Genomic DNA, 17,553 nt, shown 5'->3' on the forward strand with positions numbered 1-17,553 from the left:
CTTATTCACTCTCCACGGCGGTATCCGCCTCGGCTTCAGGTTCCGGCAGCGCGGCCTTGTGGTTTTCACTGGCCCTTTCCCGCAGGTCCGCATCCAGTTGCCGGCGCGTCTTGGCGCCGAGCTTGCGCAGGCTGTCGATGCGTTTGACCGCATTGCCGCGGCCGGTGGCGAGGCGCTTGCAGGTCTGGTCGTAGGCCTCTTCCGCCTGACGCAGCCGGTTGCCGAGCTCATCGAGAGACTCCAGCACCATGGCGAACTGATCGTGCAGCTTGCCCGCCTCGGCGGCGATCTTCTCCGCATTCTTGTTCTGCTTTTCGTAGCGCCAGATATTCTCCACCGTGCGCAGGGTCGCCATCAGGGTTGTGGGGCTCACCAGCACAATGTGCTTGTCATAGGCATCCCGGAACAGTGCCGGGTCCGCCTGCATGGCGAGCATATAGGCGGCCTCGATGGGTACGAAGATGAACACGAAATCCAGGGTGCGCACCCCCTCCAGCTGCTCGTAGGCCTTTTTATTCAGGCCGGCGATATGCGCGCGCAGGGAGTTCACATGCTGCTTGAGGGCCAGCTCGCGCTCCTCATCGGTTTGCGCCGAGCAGTAGCGCTCGTAATCCACCAGCGACACCTTGGAATCGACAATCAGGTCCTTGTTCTCCGGCAGGCGCACAATCACGTCCGGCTGTCGGCGGCGGCCATCGCTGCTGAAGCTGACCTGGGTATCGTATTCGCGCCCGCGCTGCAGCCCGGATTCCTCCAGCAGGCGTTCGAGCACCACCTCGCCCCAGTTGCCCTGCACTTTGCGATCCCCTTTCAGCGCCGAGGTGAGATTCAATGCCTCTTCACTGATGCGGTGGGTCTGCTCACGCAGTGCCTTGATCTGCCCCAGCAGGCTGTTGCGCTCGGCGTTTTCGCGGTCGTAGACATGCTCCACGCGCTTGCGGAAATCCCCCAGCTGACGCTCCAGCGGGTCGAGGGTTTTGCGCAGGTTGTCCTCACTGCGCCGGGCGAAGGCCTGCTGTTTCTCCTCGAAGATGCGGTTGGCGAGGTTTTCGAATTGCTCGGTCATGCTCTTGCGGGTCTGCTCCAAGAGCTGGCGCTGCTCCGCCAGCGCGGCCTCATTCTTTTCGACCAGCACTTCACTGCGGGTCAGCTTCTGCGCCTTGTGCGCCAGCTCCACCCGCAGCCGCTCCAACTCCGCCGAGAGTGCCGCCTCCCGCTCGCGGCTGCTCTCCAGCCGCGCCTGATTCGCGCCCAGCTCGGCCCGACACTCCTGCAGCCCGCGCGCCAGCCGGCCGCGGGCCAGTGCGGCGGTCGCCACCAGCAGCCCCACAAGTACCAGCGCGCCGGCGAGTGCGATTTCAAAAGTGATCTGCAGCGGAAAATAGGCCATAAATTATCTCTGTAGGAATCCCCGAGGGCCTATTCGGCAACCTCAAGTGTGCGGGATTTTGGTATCCTTTCCGCAGGACAACTGCGGGTAGTGGTTTTGTAGTGGCTTTGACGAGCGCGCATTCTAGCAAGGGCGGGAATCCGTCCCCAAGTGCACTGATCTTCGACTCTGGTGTCGGAGCCATCAGCATCGCCCGGGAGATCCGCCAGCGGCTGCCCGGCCTCACCCTGCACTTTGGCATCGACAACGGCTTTTTTCCCTACGGCGACAAAACCGAACAGGCCCTGCGCCCGCGCATCGTGGAATGCGCCACCGCCATGCTGGCGGCCTGCGGGGCCGACATCCTTGTGGTGGGCTGCAATACCGCAAGCACCCTCGCCCTGCCCGCCCTGCGCGAACGTCTGCGAGAGCCAGTCGTCGGCGTGGTGCCTGCCGTCAAGCCCGCCGCCGCCGCCAGCCACAGCGGCACTATCGCCCTGATCGCCACCGAGGGCACGGTGAACCGCCACTATACCCGCGAACTGATCAGCCAGTTTGCCAACGGCACCCAGGTGATCAATGTGCCCGCGCCGGAACTGGTGACCCTCGCCGAAGCCAAGCTGCGCGGTGAAACGATCACCGGGGAACAGCTGGCAGCGGTCCTCACGCGCATCTTCGCTGTACCCGGCGGCGAACGGGTGGACACCGCCGTGCTCGCCTGCACCCACTTCCCGCTGCTGCGGGATGAGCTGGCCCGCTTCGCGCCGCGACCAATTCAGTGGCTCGACTCCGGTGCCGCCATCGCCCGGCGCGTACAGTGGTGGCTCGAGGAACTGCAACTGGTGCAGCCGCAAACCGCAGCCACCGGGCAGTTGCTGTGCACCGCCGCAGATGGCCTGAGCACGGTCTGCGCGGCCTTTGCGGAGTTCCCGCTCAGCGGGGGCACCCTGCTCACTTGCCCGCCGGGTGTGAATACACTCGCAGACCCGGATTAACGCGGCCTCTGCGACCGGCCGATAGCGACCGGCCGATAGCGACCGGCCGATAGCGATCGATCGACTGCGATTGATCGGCAGGCCTACAAGAACAACGCCAAGAGCAACACCAAGAACAACGCCAAGAACAACACCAAGAAAAACAGCGCACTCCCCAGGGGAAAACAGTATGTTGCAACCGGCATTCGCCGCTCTCGAGATTCTTGCGCAGCTGCCGCAAAACAGCCTGCTGCTGACCCCCAACAACCGCCTGCGCAACCGCTGTCAGCAGGTCTACGCCTACGAGCAGGGCCAGCGTGGCAACTGGACACCGCCTGAAGTGGAATCCCTGCGCGGCTGGCTGGATCTGGTTTGGCAGCAACTGCAGCAAACCGGCTGGGAGCGGGCCTGGAAACCGGTGCTGAATGCGGAACAGCGCCAGCTGCTGTGGCAGCGCGCCCTCGACCAGACCCTGGAACGGCAACTGCTGAACAGCCAGCAGCTCTGCCGCGACGCCGATGGGGCACTGACACAGCTGTTTCAATGGCGACTGCTGGACGACCTGGATGCGCTCGACACTGCCATCGCCGCGCCGCTGGAGCAGTTCGGCCTGGCGCGGCAGGATTACCCCCTGTTCGACCTGATCCGGGCCTTTGCCGCGGAACTCAAGGCGCAAGATGCCATCACCCCGGATCAGCGCGATCTGCTCATTGCCGAGGCATTTCGCTCCGGCGCCAGCGGAACGCTCGGCGAAATCCATCTGGCGGGATTTGCCCAGATGCCCCCGCTGGCCCGCCATATTATCGAGCTGGCCGCGGCAAAGGTTGTGGAGCACGGGCAGGTTCAGCGCAGGGCCAGCATCGCCTGCGCCCCCTGTGCCGATCTAGAGAGCGAGCTGTACCAGGCGGCGCGGTGGGCGTCACGCCTGCTCGAACAGGACCCCCACACCAGCATCGGCATCGTCGTGAACAATCTCGGCCAGTGCCGCGCCGAAGTGGAAAGCGTGTTCACCCGAGTGCTGGAGCCCCAGGCCCTCGATCCTCGCCGCGCCCGCTACACCCTGCCCTTCAACTTTTCCGCCGGCACCCCGCTGGCGCAGACACCGGTCGGCGCGGGCGCCCTTCAATTGCTGGAACTGCTCAAGGATGAATGGGATTACCCCCAGCTGCGCAACCTGCTGTTCAGCCCCTTCTGGGGGCAGGCACAGTCCACGGGGGCGGAAACCGGCCAGGTGCAGGACGAACTGTGGCTGCGCAGCGCCCTGTTCCGCACGCTGGAAAAAAAGGAGCTGCGCACCATACGCGGCGATGTATTGCGCAGCACTGCGGAAAAAGTCGCCAGCAGAATCGGCAGCGAGGCACCGCAATTACCCCGCCAGCTGGAACTGCTGGGCGATCGCGCCCGGCGCTGGCGCAAGGCTCCTGCGGAAGTCTGGGCGCAGAGGTTCTCACAGACGCTGGCAAGCCTGCACTGGCCCGGCAACCGCAACCCGGACAGTCAGGAGTACCAGCAGCTGAAGCTGTGGGAGCAGGCGCTGGAGGATTTCGCCGCGCTGACCCCCTATGCCGGCAACCTCACCCTGCCGCAGGCCCTGCAGCACTTGCGCCGTATTGCCAGCCGCACGCCCTTCCAGGCGGAGACCCGCGACGGGCCGCTGCAGATACTCGGCGTACTGGAGGCCGCCGGCCTGTCCTTCGATCACCTGCGCCTGGTGGGCTTTGGCCAGCAGCAGTGGCCGCCGGCACCGGCTCCGAACCCCCTGCTGCCGGTACAGTGGCAAAAACACTGGCAAATGCCCCGCGCCAGCGCCGAGCGCGAACTGGAACTGGCGCGACAGCTGACCCGCGACCTGCTGGATGCCAGCGGCGATGTGGTGGTGAGCTTCGCCCGCGAAGCGGACGGGGTGGAACAGACCCTGAGCAGCCTGTTTGATTCTGCGCTTGCTTCTGCGTTTGAACCTGAAACCACGGCGGCCACATTCGACAGCGATCCCGACAGCGATCCCGACAGCGATCCCGACACCGACACCGGCACCGGCCCGTTAGAGGCCCACCGGGAAACTTTATTGCGGCAGGGAAAGCTCAAGCGTCAGGACGACCCGTGCTTCCCGCCCCTGCAGCCACAGGAGTGCCAGCCGGTGCGCGGCGGCTCGGGGGTGCTCAAGGCCCAGGCACTGAGCCCCCTCAATGCACAGCTGCATTACCGGCTCGGCGCCACCCGCTACAGCGAACCAACTCTCGGCCTGAACCCCGCCGAGCGCGGCAAACTGGTGCACGAGGCACTGGCGCTGTTCTGGCAACACTGCGGCAATTCCGCCGCCCTCGCCGCACTCGCCAGCGAAGCGCGCAGCGCAGAAATCAGTCGCGCCTGTGCCGGGGCAATCGAATCCATGCGCCGTTACCACAGCCACCTGCCCCGGGGCTTCTGGCTGCTGGAGCAGCAGCGCCTGCAGAGGCTGCTGGAGCAGTGGCTCGAACTGGAGCTTTCGCGCCCCGCCTTCACCGTGGAAAAAGTGGAGTGGGCACAGGAAGCCAGCATCGGCGGCCTGCAGATGCAGCTGCGACTCGACCGCCTCGACCGCCTCGCCGATGGCTCGCAACTCGTGATCGATTACAAAACCGGCCAGGCCAGCGTCAGTGACTGGCTGCAGGAACGGGTGCGGGAGCCACAGCTACCGCTCTACGCCCTGACCCAGGCCGAGGCGCGCGGCACCGCTTTCGCCCAGGTGCGCTGGGGGGATTGCAAGTGGAAAGGCGCCGGCGATCTGGAGCAGCCGATCGACGGCGTCAAGGCGGTGGCGGACCTGCAGAAAGACGGTCCCTTTGCCACCTGGCAGCAACTCTCAGAACACTGGCAGCACAGCCTTAGCCAGTTGGCGGAGGAGTATCGCAGCGGTGACGCCCGCCTGCAGTTCGACCGCCCCGCCGACAATAACCGGGAGCTCTGGCCCCTGAACCGCTGGCCGGAGAAGGAGCAATCGGGCCAATGACAACTGAGGAACCCGTGATCGAAAACGCCGGCATCAAACAAACCGCCTCCCCCGTTGACGCGGCGGCCCGCGCCACAGCGCTGGATATCAGCCGCAGCTTCGCCGTCTCGGCGCCGGCGGGCTCCGGCAAAACCGGCCTGCTGACCCAGCGCGTACTGAAACTGCTCGCCCACTGCCAGCAACCGGAGGAAGTGCTGGCCATCACTTTTACCCGCAAAGCCGCCGGGGAAATGCGCGAGCGCCTGCTGCACGCACTCTTGCAGGCGCGGGACGAACCGCGCCCCGACAACCCCCACGATGCCGTGACCTGGGACCTGGCGCGCGCACTGCTGGAACAGGATCAGCGCCACAACTGGCAACTGCTGCAGGCGCCGCAGCGCCTGCGCTTCCAGACTATCGACGGTTTGTGCCGCAGCCTCGCCAGCCAGCTGCCCATCGACAGCGGCCTCGGCGCTCCGGGCGAGCCACTGGAGCAATCCAGCATCGCCTTCGAGCTCTCAGTCAGCAAACTGCTGGAGGGGCTGGACGCGGAGCAGCCGGACTCCGCCCTCGCCCGCCTGCTGCTGCATCTGGACAACGACCTCGGCCAGCTCAACAAGCTGCTGCAGACGCTGTTGGAAAAGCGCGAGCAATGGCTGGCGCAGCTGCTCGGAGTCGGCCACGAGGAATCCCGCGACTACTTCCACCAGGTCATCGATGAGCTGGTGGCGGAGAACCTGCAGGCGCTGCAAACTGCCCTGGGCAGCTACGCCGGAGAACTCTGCGAACTGGCCGCCTATGCCGGCCAAAACCTGCAGCGCGAAAACCCCGCCCACCCCTTGTGCCGCTGGGCGGAACGCAGCGGACTGCCGGCAACCGCCTCCCCCGGCCTGCCGGACTGGCTGGCCCTGACGGAACTGCTGGTGACCAGTACCGGTGACCTGCGCAAAGCCGGCGGCCTCAACAAGCGGCTCGGGTTTATCTCCCCGGCCAAGAAAGACCCGGACTACGACCGCGCCCAGGAATACAAGGCGCGCATGAAAGCACTTCTGGCAGAGCTGGCAGGAGAAGACGAACTGCTGACCGCGATCACGGAAGTCCGCCAGCTGCCCTCAGCCCTGCAGGAAGGCCAGTGGCAACTGCTGCAGGCAATGGCCGAGGTGCTGCCAAGGCTTGTGGCACAGCTGAAGCTGGTGTTCCAGCAACTGGGGGCGACCGATTACACCGAGGTGGCCCAGGCCGCCCTGATCGCCCTCGGCAGCAGCGACGCGCCCACCGATCTGGCGCTGAAGCTGGATATTCAAATCCAGCATATTCTCGTCGACGAATTTCAGGACACCTCGCAGCTGCAGCTGCAGTTACTGGAAAAACTCACCGCCGGCTGGCAGCCCGGTGACGGCCGCACCCTGTTTATCGTCGGCGACGGCATGCAATCCTGTTACGGATTCCGCAACGCCAACGTGGGCATTTTTCTCGATGCCCGCGCCCGCGGCATCGGCGAGGTGCGCCTCACGCCGCTGGACCTGCAGGTGAATTTCCGCTCGGATCGCGCGGTGGTTGACTGGGTCAACCACACCTTCAAACAGGCCTTTCCCGCCCGCGACAATATCGGTCGCGGCGCGGTGCGCTATCTCGAGTCGGTCGCCTTTCGCGAAGGCAAACCGCAGGGCGGCCCGGCGGTGCAGTTTTACGGCTGTATCGACGATCCCGAGCGGCACCGGGAAGCCGAGCAGGCCGCCCGCCTGGTGCGGGAACTGAGTGCTGCGGAGCCGCAGGCGCGCATCGCCATTCTGGTGCGCAAGAAACGCCACCTGGCACAGATTCTGCCCGCTCTGGATGCCGCCGGCCTCGCCTACCAGGCCCCGGAACTGGCGCCGCTGGCAAGCAAGATGGCCATCATCGATCTGCTCAGCCTGACCCGCGCATTGCTCGACCCCAGCGACCGCCTCAGCTGGCTGGCGGTATTGCGCGCCCCCTGGTGCGGACTTTGCTGGGCCGACCTGCACTGTCTGGCCAACTGGGATAATGCCGAACTGCACGCCGGTGACGCCGCCGTGCGCCCTCTGCTGCATAGCTTGGCAAACCGCGAGCAGGTTTCCGGCCTCAGTGAAGATGGTCGCGAGCGCCTCAATCGCATCGCGCCCCTGCTGCTGGATGCCTGGCATGGGCGCGGGCGCAAACCGCTGCGGATCTGGATTGAGGGCCTGTGGCTCGCCCTCGGTGGGCCGGCCTGTGTGGCCAGAGAAGAGCTGGACAACGTCACCGATTACCTGCGTTTGCTCGAACGCTACGATCAGGGCGGCCAAATCAGCGACTGGACGGCTTTCCAACTGGCGCTGGAGCAGCTGTTTGCGCGCCCCGGACAGGAGGCGCGGGTGCAGGTGATGACCATTCACAAATCCAAGGGGCTGGAGTTCGAGCATGTCCTGATCCCCGGCCTCGATCAGGGCGGCAAGCCCGGCGGCGACCAGCTGCTGCGCTGGGCCGACTGGCTCAACAGCCGCGGCGAAACCCGCTTCCTGCTCGCCCCCAAGAGTGCCCGCGGTGACCGCGACCCGCTGTTTGACTTCCTCAAGTTCGACAACAACGAGCGCGAGCGCCTCGAAGGCACGCGGCTGCTCTATGTGGGCTGCACCCGCGCCATTCACTCCCTGCACCTGCTGGCGTGCCTGGAACGGGAGGAGAAAAAGCCCGGTCTCAAGAGCCCCGGCAGCGCCTCACTGCTGGCGGGCATCTGGCCTGCCATCCATGAAGAGCACGACTGGTGCCACTGGCTGGAAAACGAAAACGACTCCATCGAGACAACCACAGCGGCGAGCCAGGCAAGCAGGGATTACTTTTTGCACCTGGACAATCAATGGCAGCCGCAACAGCTGCCCGAAGTGCAGCGGCTGGCTCCCTACCGTATGCCGGATTACCAGGCGCAGGATCAAAAAGACACCGGGGAGCCGAACCTGCCGGAGCTGGGCAAAGTGGCCCAGCGCTGGTTCCGCCACGCCGGTACCGTGGCCCACGAAACGCTGGCCACCATTGCCCAGGGTGGTGCTGAGAGAGGTGCTGAAAGTCACACAGAGAGCAGCCCTGTGAATGCTGCCGGAAGCGACGCCGACAGGGGAATTGAACCGTGGGACAACAACCGCATCGCCGCGCAAGTCCCACTCTGGCAGGCGCGACTGCGGCAGCTGGGCCTGTCCGGCAGCGCACTGGCATCGGCCACGCAACAAGTTCAGCAGGCGGTGCACAATGCGCTCCATTGCCCACATGGGCGATGGCTTCTCGACAACCGTCACCGGGAGTCCGCCTGCGAACTGGAACTGCATAGCGGCGGCCGCCAGCTGCGTCGCTTCATTATCGACCGCACCTTTATCGACGAGAATAACGTGCGCTGGATCGTCGACTATAAAACTGCGGAGCCCGCCGACGGACAGAGTCGTGAAGCGTTTATTGCCGAGCAGGTCGAACACTACCGGGGGCAGCTGGAGAATTATCGCCGGCTGTTTTTCGAGCGCGGGGAAAAAAAGATTCGCTGCGCCCTCTACTTTCCGCTGGTGCAGGAGTTTGTGGAGCTGTGACTGGAATCTGACACAGCTCAGGCTGAACCAGAGCACAACCAGAGCAGAACCACAGAAGAACGGATTCGGTTCACCGGCATCGCCAAGGGACTGAAAAGGCAACCGCTGGCAATGCGGCTCCTAAAATCCCCGCGATCGATGGAGCCGGTTTGCGGTTGACCGCCGCTCGCCGCAAGCGGCATTATGGTTTCAAATGAAACGCTCGCCGCAATCTGCCGGGGCCAGTAGGATAACGCCTCCCATTCATTGACTTACCGTCATTGAGGCACAACTGAAAGACGTAGAGAAATGACCAAGCAGCAGTTCGACGACTTGAATGTCGTCTCCCAAGAAGTACTGATCAGCCCAGAGCAACTCAAGGCCGAGCTTCCGGTCAGCGAGGCTGCAGAGGCCACCGTTGCCGCCGGTCGCGCCGCGGTGCGCGATGTGCTGGATCGCAAGGATCACCGCCTGATGGTGGTTATCGGCCCCTGTTCCGTGCACGACGTGGACGCGGCCATGGACTATGCCCGCCGCCTGAAAAAGATCGCCGATCAGGTATCCGATACCCTGCTGATTGTCATGCGCGTTTATTTTGAAAAGCCGCGCACCACCGTGGGATGGAAAGGCCTGATCAATGACCCCTTCCTGAACGACTCTTTCAAGATTCAGGACGGTCTGCATATCGGTCGCAAGCTGCTGCTGGATATCGCCGAGCTGGGCCTGCCCACCGCCACCGAGGCGCTGGACCCGATCTCCCCCCAGTACCTGCAGGACCTGATCTCCTGGTCCGCCATTGGCGCGCGCACCACCGAGTCGCAGACCCACCGCGAGATGGCCAGCGGCCTCTCCTCCGCCGTGGGCTTCAAGAACGGCACCGACGGCAGCCTGGAAGTCGCCATCAACGCCCTGCAGTCCACCGCCAACCCGCACCGCTTCCTCGGCATCAACAAGGAAGGCCAGGTTGCCATTATCCACACCGCCGGCAACCCTTATGGCCATGTGGTATTGCGCGGCGGCAACGACAAGCCCAACTACGATTCCGTCAGCGTCGCCATGTGCGAACAGGAGCTGCGCCAGGCCGGTCTGCACCCGAACATCATGATCGACTGCAGCCACGCCAACTCCAACAAGAATCATGAGTTGCAGCCGCTTGTGGTCGACAACGTCACCCACCAGATTCTGGACGGCAACCAGTCCATCATCGGCATCATGGTGGAGAGCAATCTGAGCGCCGGCAACCAGAAGATTCTCGACGACCACAGCCAGATGGCATACGGCGTGTCGGTAACCGACAAGTGCATCGACTGGGACACCACCGAGAAACTGCTGCTCGGCATGGCGGAGCAGTTGCGCGACGTGCTGGCAGCCCGGGAATCCTGAATTCCGCCCACCACAGAGGCCGGCCAGCCGGCCTCTGTGTTCCCCTTCCCTCGCCGCAAGATCCCGCCCGCAGGTCGCAGCTGCAACCCACGCCTACAACCCACGTCCACTCCAACGCCCACGCCCACGTCCATCATCAAGCCGCAGCGGCAGACCTCACGGGCGCAGCTCCACCACCGCTGGCGCGCAGCGATTCGGCCAGAGCAGAAATTTAGCCAAAAAAGAAAACTCCGGCCAAAATAGAGTCTCCAACCGAATAGAGTCGCCAACCGAAGAGGGCCCGGGACAGATGGAAGCGGAATTCTGGCGACAGATCTGGCGCAACAATGCCATCGGTTTTCACGAGCCGAAGGCCAATCCGGTGCTGATCCGCAATATCGAATTGTTGAACCTGCGCCCGCACAGCCGTTTCTTTTTACCCCTGTGCGGCAAGACCCTCGATATTGGCTGGCTGCTGTCGAAGGGTTACCGGGTGGCGGGCGCAGAACTCAGCGAAATGGCGGTGGCGCAGCTCTTTGATGAACTTGGCGTCACCCCGGAAGTGACGGAGCTGGGCCAGCAGAAACGCTACAGCGCGGAGAATCTCGACATCTTCTGCGGGGACATCTTCGACCTGACTGCCGAAGCGCTGGGGCCGGTGGATGCCATTTTTGACCGCGCCGCCCTGGTGGCACTGCCGGCGCCAACACGGGCGCGCTACTGCAGGCATCTGACGGCAATTACCGGCCATGCCACACAATTGCTGGTGACCTTTGTTTACCCCCAGATGCTGATGTCCGGGCCGCCCTTTTCCGTAACCGACGAGGAAGTCGAGCGCCACTATCAAGGCGACTATCAGCTGCGCAGGCTGGAAGGCAGAGCCCTGCCGGGCGGTCTCAAAGGCCTGGTACCGGCGGCGCAACACGTGTGGCTGCTGTGTAGCGACTAAACCTATCTGCCGCTCACGCTTTCTTTCAGTGGGGAATTGAAAAACCTGCCCGCCGCAACCATCTAGCCTCTATCTTGCCTCTATGTAGCAACAAGCGCGATCAGAGAGAACCGCCAATGACCGACACAGCCCCACTGCAGGTGGTCTGCCCAGTGTGTAGCGCCATCAACCGGGTACCCGGCCACCGCCTCGCTGATGGCCCGGTTTGCGGCAAATGCCGCAATCCCCTGCTGAACGGGCAGCCTGTCAGTGCGACCGACCAGAATTTCATGCGCTTTATACAAAAGTCCGACCTGCCGGTTATTGTGGATTTCTGGGCGCCCTGGTGCGGCCCTTGCCAGCAGTTTGCCCCGGTTTTCGCGCAGGTCGCCAGAGAGGTTTCTCCCCGGGCGGTATTTGTGAAACTGGACACCGAGGCCAACCAGCAGGCTGCGGCCAGTTACCAGATTCGCTCGATTCCGACACTGATGCTGTTCCACCGGGGGCGGGAAGTGACGCGGCTCTCCGGCGCCCTGCCGAAACAGCAGTTCCAGCAATGGCTCAGCCAGCAATTGGCCACCCTCAGCTGAGGATTCCCGCAGGCAGACAGTTTTCGCTGGGCTGAGGGCTCTGGACAGGCAGGAGACAGGCCCGACACAGACCCCAGGGTGCCGCACGAGCGCCAGCGCAAGACAAAAAGCCGAGGGGCCACTCCCCTGAGACCGCTGCAGTTATCCCCATGCTGCGTCTCTCCCTATCCTGGCCTCTCCCTATCCTGTACCTCAGCCGAAATTAATCACTGCGGTAATGGGCTGTATTGACCCCGGTTGCGGGGTGAAAGCCCCTCGCCTCTGCCCTCTTCCCTCCACAGCCCTCCGCCCCCTCATCTCTTCACCTCTTCACCGTATCGCCTCAGTTCCCATTCCGGAGCCGCCTACCCCGCCACCCCCGCGCTCACAAATGGCGGCCATATGATCGGTACATTTAGTTAGTAGCCGCTAGTAGCCGTAGTAGCCGCCTATGTGGTCGCAGCCACACCTGCGATTCCAGCTCACCTGTGTTCGTCATCGCAACACGCATCCTCACGCAAAAGCGAAGCCGCTATAATCCCCGCCATGTCAGAGTTACCCATTACCCCTATCCTGCCCGAGCTGCGAGAAGCACTGAACCGCGACCGCAATGTGGTCCTGCAGGCGCCACCGGGCGCCGGCAAAACCACCGCAGTGCCGCTGGCGCTGGTGGATTGCGACTGGCTCGCCGGCAAGAAAATCATCATGCTGGAGCCGCGCCGGCTCGCCGCCCGCAGTGCAGCCGCACGCATGGCCGCCATACTGGGAGAGCCGATTGGAGAGACCGTCGGTTACCAGATTCGCGCCGAGCGCAAATCGGGTAAGACCACCCGTATTCTGGTCGTCACCGAAGGTATCCTCACCCGCCTGCTGCAGTCGGACCCGGAACTGGCGGATACCGCGCTGGTGATCTTTGACGAATTCCACGAGCGCAACCTGCAGGGCGACCTGTCACTGGCGCTCTGCCTGCAGTCGCAGGAGTACCTGCGCGAAGATCTCAAGCTGCTGGTGATGTCCGCAACGCTGGAAACCGACGCCGTGGCCGCGCTGCTTGGCAACGCGCCGGTAGTGACCAGCGAAGGCCGAAGTTATCCGGTGCATATCCACTATCTGCCGCCACAGCAGTTACCGCAGGATGATCGACAGATGCCCGCCCTCACCGCCCGGCAGATTGTCCAGTGGCTGCAGAAAGAACAAGGCAGCCTGCTGGCCTTCCTGCCCGGGGTCGGTGAAATCAGGCAGGTGGAAACACTGCTGCGGGAAAAGCTGGGCAATGACCACATTGATGACGACGAGATTGTTCTCGCCCCCCTCTACGGCGACCTGAAGAGGGAGCAACAGGACGCCGCAATTGCCCCCGCCCCCAGTGGCAAACGCAAGGTGGTGCTGGCCACCAATGTGGCCGAGACCAGCCTGACCATCGAAGGTATCCGTATCGTCGTGGACACAGGCCTGATGCGGGAATCCCGCTTCGATCCGAGCAGCGGCATGAACCGGCTGGTAACAACGCGCATTTCCCGCGCTTCCGCCACCCAGCGCAGCGGCCGCGCCGGGCGACTGAGTGAGGGGGTCAGCGTGCGGCTGTGGAGCGAGTCCCAGCAAGATACGCTGGCCGCTAAAAACACGCCGGAAATCCTCCTCAGTGATCTGGCGCCCCTGGTACTGGAACTGGCGCAGTGGGGTGTGCGTGATGTCAATGAACTGCGCTGGCTGGATCTGCCACCGCCGGGTGCCGTCGCCCAGGCACAGGAGCTGCTGTTGCAACTGAATGCGATTACCCCGGATGGACGCATCACCGATCACGGCAGCGCCATGCTGTCGCTTGGCACCCATCCCCGGCTGGCCCATATGATGATTCACAGTCTCAGGTGGGGTTTGAGTGAGGACGCCTGCCTTCTGGCAGCGCTGCTTTCCGAGCGTGACCCATTTCGTGGTGAAGCCCGCTGGAATCGAGACATTCAGCGCCGTATGGATGTTCTGTGTGGCCGGGCTGGAGCGACAGGTACTGATCGCGGTGCACTGCAGCGCATCCGCCAGCAGGCCGCAACCTGGCAGCGCCAGCTGGGGCGGATTGTCACTGGCAATGCGCTGACAGAACCTGGTTTTGATACTCTGGACAACACCGGGGTGCTGCTGGGGCTGGCCTACCCAGACCGTATTGCCCGCAGCCGGCGCGACCGGGAACACCGCTTCGTGCTAGCGGGAGGCCGCGGCGCCCGATTCAGCCACGATGACGACCTGGCGGTGGAGAATTATCTGGTCATTGCCGAACTGGATGGCCAGGGGCGCGATGCCAGAATCCAACTGGCGGCACGCATCTCCGAGCAGGCCATAAGGCGGGCTTTTGCCGATCACATCCGCGAGGAAACTCAGGTTCGCTGGGATGATGCCAGCGGGCGGGCCATCGCCAGCACGCGCACCCATCTCGGCAAGCTGGTACTGAGCGAGGTGCCCGCCCAGAACATAGCGCCGGAATTACTGAGCCGCGCCTTGCTCGATGCCATCCGTCAGAAAGGTCTGCAAATTCTGCCATGGCGTAAAGAAGCGAGTGCACTGCGCCAGCGAATACAGTTCCTGTATCAGGTAGCGGGGGAATATCCGCAGCTACTCAATGACTGCCCCCTGCCCGACTGGCAGGATGAAACCCTGCTGGAAACATTGGAAGCGTGGCTACTCCCCCACCTCACCGGCCTAAGCAAGCTGGAACAGCTCAGGCAGCTGGATATGGAGAGTATCCTGCAGGCCATGCTGGACTGGCCGCTGCAGCAGAAGCTGGACCAACTGGCACCTGCCCATCTGACAGTACCGAGCGGTTCCCGTGTGGCCATTGACTACTCTGCGGACATCCCGGTGCTGCCAGTGCGCCTGCAGGAGATGTTTGGGCAGGCGCAGACACCCAGCATTCTCAACGGCCAGTTCCCCTTGATGATTCACCTGCTCTCACCGGCCCGCAGACCAGTACAGGTCACCCGCGACCTGCAGAGCTTCTGGGCCAATACCTATCAGCAAGTACGCAAAGAACTGCGCATCAAATATCAGAAACACTACTGGCCGGATGACCCGACCAGCGCCCAGGCTACCAGTACCACCAAAAAACGCATGGAATCCCGTTAGTGGCTCCGCAGGTCGAAACCCTATCTGGAAACCTATCTGCACAGGGTGCCTACTGATGATCTTCTTCCGTCTTAACGGACACCTTGCCCGTTTGATTCTGGTGTCCGTGAAGCCGCAAAAAGATCACACATAACCGTTGATTATTCTCCCCAGGGTATTGGCCCCAGCTTCACGCCGCCCTTTGATCCGCAATGACAGGGCCTTCCCCCTTTGGGGTATACATCAATCCAAACAGCATATAGGCCACGAACAGCAAACTCCCCAGATACAGCAACGGCCGAGCCTGAAGCCAATCTCCTTGCGTCAGCGCGACAAGAGCCTGGGCTAACTCACGGGTATGCAGGGCGGTGTAGTAGAGAGTGATGCCCCCCAAAACCAGAGCGCCAAAGAGAATCGCACCTTTAGCCACTTTATCCTTGGCGGTATTGGCCCAGTTAAACGTTGACAGGCTGGTCCCATACAACGGGATCAAAAGCAGTGTCCAAAGGGTCAGCTGTTGAACCCCAAGCGGCAGGTCAGTTGTGAATTCAAACAGCGGAAAGGCGATGTAGAAAAAACCACCCATCGTCAACAACCGGATCACCATATAGTGCAAGCCGTAAGAGAATTCAATATCACGATCAGCGGCCAGTGACTCTATGGCCTCCTGCGGCAAAAGCCCATAGAAAAATAACCAACCAAAAAGCATGGCAATATTGAGGAAGGAGATAAACATCCCGTAATCCGGCGCACCAGCATAGTGCCTGCCAATCGACCAGTAGTCCAATTGCTCCCATAGAGGCGCATAGGCATTGGAGAGCACCAGGTCACTTAAGTGGTTAAATCTGTAGCCGGAGTCATGGGGGACAATAAAATCGATCAACCAGTCAACGACTTGATAGCAAACCACCGACACCTGTGGCAGCGACAACAGCATCAATCCCGTAATGATGGGCATTACATTGATTCTTGGGTAAAGAAATAAGAATAAGCACATCGCCCACGCAGGATGGGTAAGCAAATACAAGGGGTAGCGTTCCCACTCGTTCAAAATAAACGCGTAGCCACCAAACAGGATGTTTAGTGCGATCACCGCAACGAGGATCCCCCGTATGGCGAAACCACCGTCACGGGAGTAGCGTTGGATAAAATTCATTGCTTCTGTAGAAACCCTTACCGATGATTGACTTATCCGTGACCGGGGATTGTAACCGAACCGAATTGTTAAATTACAGCGTCTGCACATCTCAAAATTACTGTTTCGAGTAAGAAGCTGCGATAGCACTTGAATGCCATCAAGGCCTGCACCGTGTCATCCACCAGATAGGGCTGCAACTTCTGCCGGAAAGCTCTGCAAATTCTGCCATGAAGAAAAAGAGACGAATGCCCTGAGCCGGCGGATACAGTTCCGGTACCGGGTAGTCAGGGAATATCCTCAGCTGCCAATGACGGTGCCCTGCCGGGTTGGCAGGATGAATACCTGATGGAAAGATTAGAAGAGTGGCTGCCGCCCCACCTTACCGATATGGCAAACTGGAACCGCTCGAGTAGCTGGATATGAAGAGCATCCTCAGGCCATGCTGCACAGCGACTGCAGCAGAAACTGGACCAAACGCTACCCGCATATTTGAGCGTGAACAGCGGCTCCCGGACGGGCATCGACTACGCTGCCGACATCCCAGCGCTGCCGCTTCACCGCCAGGAGATGCTCTGGGAGGCGAGGACGCCCACCATTCTGAACCGCGAGTTTCCCTTGATGATTCACCGGCTCTCACCCGCCCGCGGGGCGGTACAGGTCATCCGTAATCAGGAGAGATGCTGGGCCAATAGCTATCAGCAGGCATGCAAAGAACTGCGTATCAAATACCAGAAACACTACTGGCGGGATGACCCGGCAAGTGCTTAGGCCAGCAGCATCTCCAATGAGCTTATGCAGTCACGTTAACAACTTGGTGGGCCGAAACCTAACTATACAGAGTGTCTACTAAACGTGGGTAAGTCTTCAACATAACGCCCCCAGCACAGGCCGGAGCTGTGTTGCTTGGGATGTGCCAGCCTAGCGTTAAAGCACAAACCAAGCAATGCAGCGGAGGCACAGCCATCTTGCTGGCGATTATGACTGGCCTTGTTAAAACGGATCATCTGATTTTGAGTAACTTGCAAGTTCATGCTGTTCTCCACAGGACTTACATATCGAACTAATTTTGAGCTTGTAGCTAATCAGATAACTACAAGCATTTATAAACTTGGGGAGAAGGTAGTACAGGAAAACTAAGACGATTACGCCGCCCGGAATAGTACGGCGACGTAAAACCCCCCTCTCTGAAATAGAACCATCCTCTACTGATGAAACTAGAGATGCAGCCCCAAGCCAAGCAACAAGGAAAGCAATACCTAAAAAGAAGCTGAGCAGTATCGTAAGGCCGATGGAATCAATGATACTAGCCTTGTACTTAATATTAGGAATTAGAAATCTATTGCAGCACTTTTTCATAAGAGTTTTAACGCCTGTAGTTGCGGCTTGGGTTAAATAGCGGCTTTTTGTTGCGCAGCACGAAAAAGGTGACAGTTTACCCAAGGGGTTCTACCCCGTTACTGCGGACACTTCTAAAAAGAGGCACACTATGCCAAAGGAGTGTTTATGAGTAAGCGTAGAAAGTACAGTCCCGAGTTCAAGCATGAGGCCGTGGAACAGACTCGCCACCCAGGCGTGAGCTGCCGGCAGGTGGCACTGGAACT

At 61.6% G+C, this 17,553-nt stretch carries 12 protein-coding genes; 9 read left to right on the forward strand and 3 right to left on the reverse strand.

Annotated features, from left to right (window positions below):
* Nucleotide 1 precedes the first annotated feature (1 nt).
* A complete protein-coding gene (locus ABEA58_RS01150; protein WP_345548021.1) occupies nucleotides 2-1,390 on the reverse strand; it encodes a DNA recombination protein RmuC in 1,389 nt (462 codons plus the stop codon).
* A gap of 101 nt (nucleotides 1,391-1,491) precedes the next feature.
* Between ABEA58_RS01150 and murI the strand changes: the two genes are divergently transcribed.
* The 7 genes from murI to hrpB all read left to right on the forward strand — a co-directional run bounded on the left by murI (nucleotide 1,492) and on the right by hrpB (nucleotide 14,835).
* Nucleotides 1,492-2,364 (forward strand): glutamate racemase, encoded by an 873-nt coding sequence (gene murI, locus ABEA58_RS01155; RefSeq protein WP_345548023.1) that lies wholly within the window; start codon nucleotides 1,492-1,494, stop codon nucleotides 2,362-2,364.
* A 169-nt stretch (nucleotides 2,365-2,533) separates the two neighbouring features.
* The gene (locus ABEA58_RS01160) at nucleotides 2,534-5,332 is read left to right on the forward strand and encodes a PD-(D/E)XK nuclease family protein (RefSeq protein WP_345548025.1); all 2,799 of its coding nucleotides are present in this window, start codon (nucleotides 2,534-2,536) and stop codon (nucleotides 5,330-5,332) included.
* Complete coding sequence (locus tag ABEA58_RS01165; RefSeq protein ID WP_345548027.1) at nucleotides 5,329-8,883, forward strand: UvrD-helicase domain-containing protein; 3,555 nt, start codon at nucleotides 5,329-5,331, stop codon at nucleotides 8,881-8,883. Before ABEA58_RS01160 ends, ABEA58_RS01165 begins: the two co-directional genes overlap by 4 nt.
* A 288-nt stretch (nucleotides 8,884-9,171) precedes the next feature.
* On the forward strand, nucleotides 9,172-10,245 hold the full coding sequence (locus ABEA58_RS01170) for a 3-deoxy-7-phosphoheptulonate synthase (RefSeq protein WP_345548029.1): 1,074 nt from the start codon (nucleotides 9,172-9,174) through the stop codon (nucleotides 10,243-10,245).
* 289 nt (nucleotides 10,246-10,534) lie between these two features.
* Nucleotides 10,535-11,173, forward strand: coding sequence for a thiopurine S-methyltransferase (gene tmpT / locus ABEA58_RS01175; RefSeq protein WP_345548031.1), 639 nt, complete (start codon nucleotides 10,535-10,537; stop codon nucleotides 11,171-11,173).
* Between the two features lie 116 nt (nucleotides 11,174-11,289).
* On the forward strand, nucleotides 11,290-11,742 hold the full coding sequence (gene trxC, locus ABEA58_RS01180) for a thioredoxin TrxC (RefSeq protein ID WP_345548033.1): 453 nt from the start codon (nucleotides 11,290-11,292) through the stop codon (nucleotides 11,740-11,742).
* Nucleotides 11,743-12,267: 525 nt separating this feature from the next.
* Entirely contained in the window at nucleotides 12,268-14,835 is a 2,568-nt protein-coding gene (hrpB, locus tag ABEA58_RS01185; RefSeq protein ID WP_345548035.1) for an ATP-dependent helicase HrpB, read from the forward strand.
* A 169-nt stretch (nucleotides 14,836-15,004) separates the two neighbouring features.
* Here hrpB and ABEA58_RS01190 read toward each other — a convergent pair whose 3' ends face one another.
* Nucleotides 15,005-15,970: a hypothetical protein gene (locus tag ABEA58_RS01190; RefSeq protein ID WP_345548036.1), complete on the reverse strand. Its 966-nt coding sequence runs from the start codon at nucleotides 15,968-15,970 to the stop codon at nucleotides 15,005-15,007.
* A 435-nt stretch (nucleotides 15,971-16,405) separates the two neighbouring features.
* On the opposite strand from ABEA58_RS01190, the gene ABEA58_RS14380 reads away from it, so the two are divergent.
* Entirely contained in the window at nucleotides 16,406-16,720 is a 315-nt protein-coding gene (locus ABEA58_RS14380; RefSeq protein WP_425563502.1) for an ATP-dependent helicase C-terminal domain-containing protein, read from the forward strand.
* A gap of 222 nt (nucleotides 16,721-16,942) precedes the next feature.
* Here the strand turns inward: ABEA58_RS14380 and ABEA58_RS01195 are convergent, their stop codons facing one another.
* A complete protein-coding gene (locus tag ABEA58_RS01195; RefSeq protein ID WP_345548038.1) occupies nucleotides 16,943-17,392 on the reverse strand; it encodes a hypothetical protein in 450 nt (149 codons plus the stop codon).
* Nucleotides 17,393-17,455: 63 nt separating this feature from the next.
* Here ABEA58_RS01195 and ABEA58_RS01200 point away from each other — a divergent pair.
* Nucleotides 17,456-17,553, forward strand: a 98-nt coding sequence (locus tag ABEA58_RS01200; protein WP_345548059.1) for a transposase, incomplete at its 3' end; no start/stop codon positions are given.

Origin of the sequence: Microbulbifer aestuariivivens, assembly GCF_039545115.1 — a bacterium.
GTDB lineage: Bacteria > Pseudomonadota > Gammaproteobacteria > Pseudomonadales > Cellvibrionaceae > Microbulbifer > Microbulbifer aestuariivivens.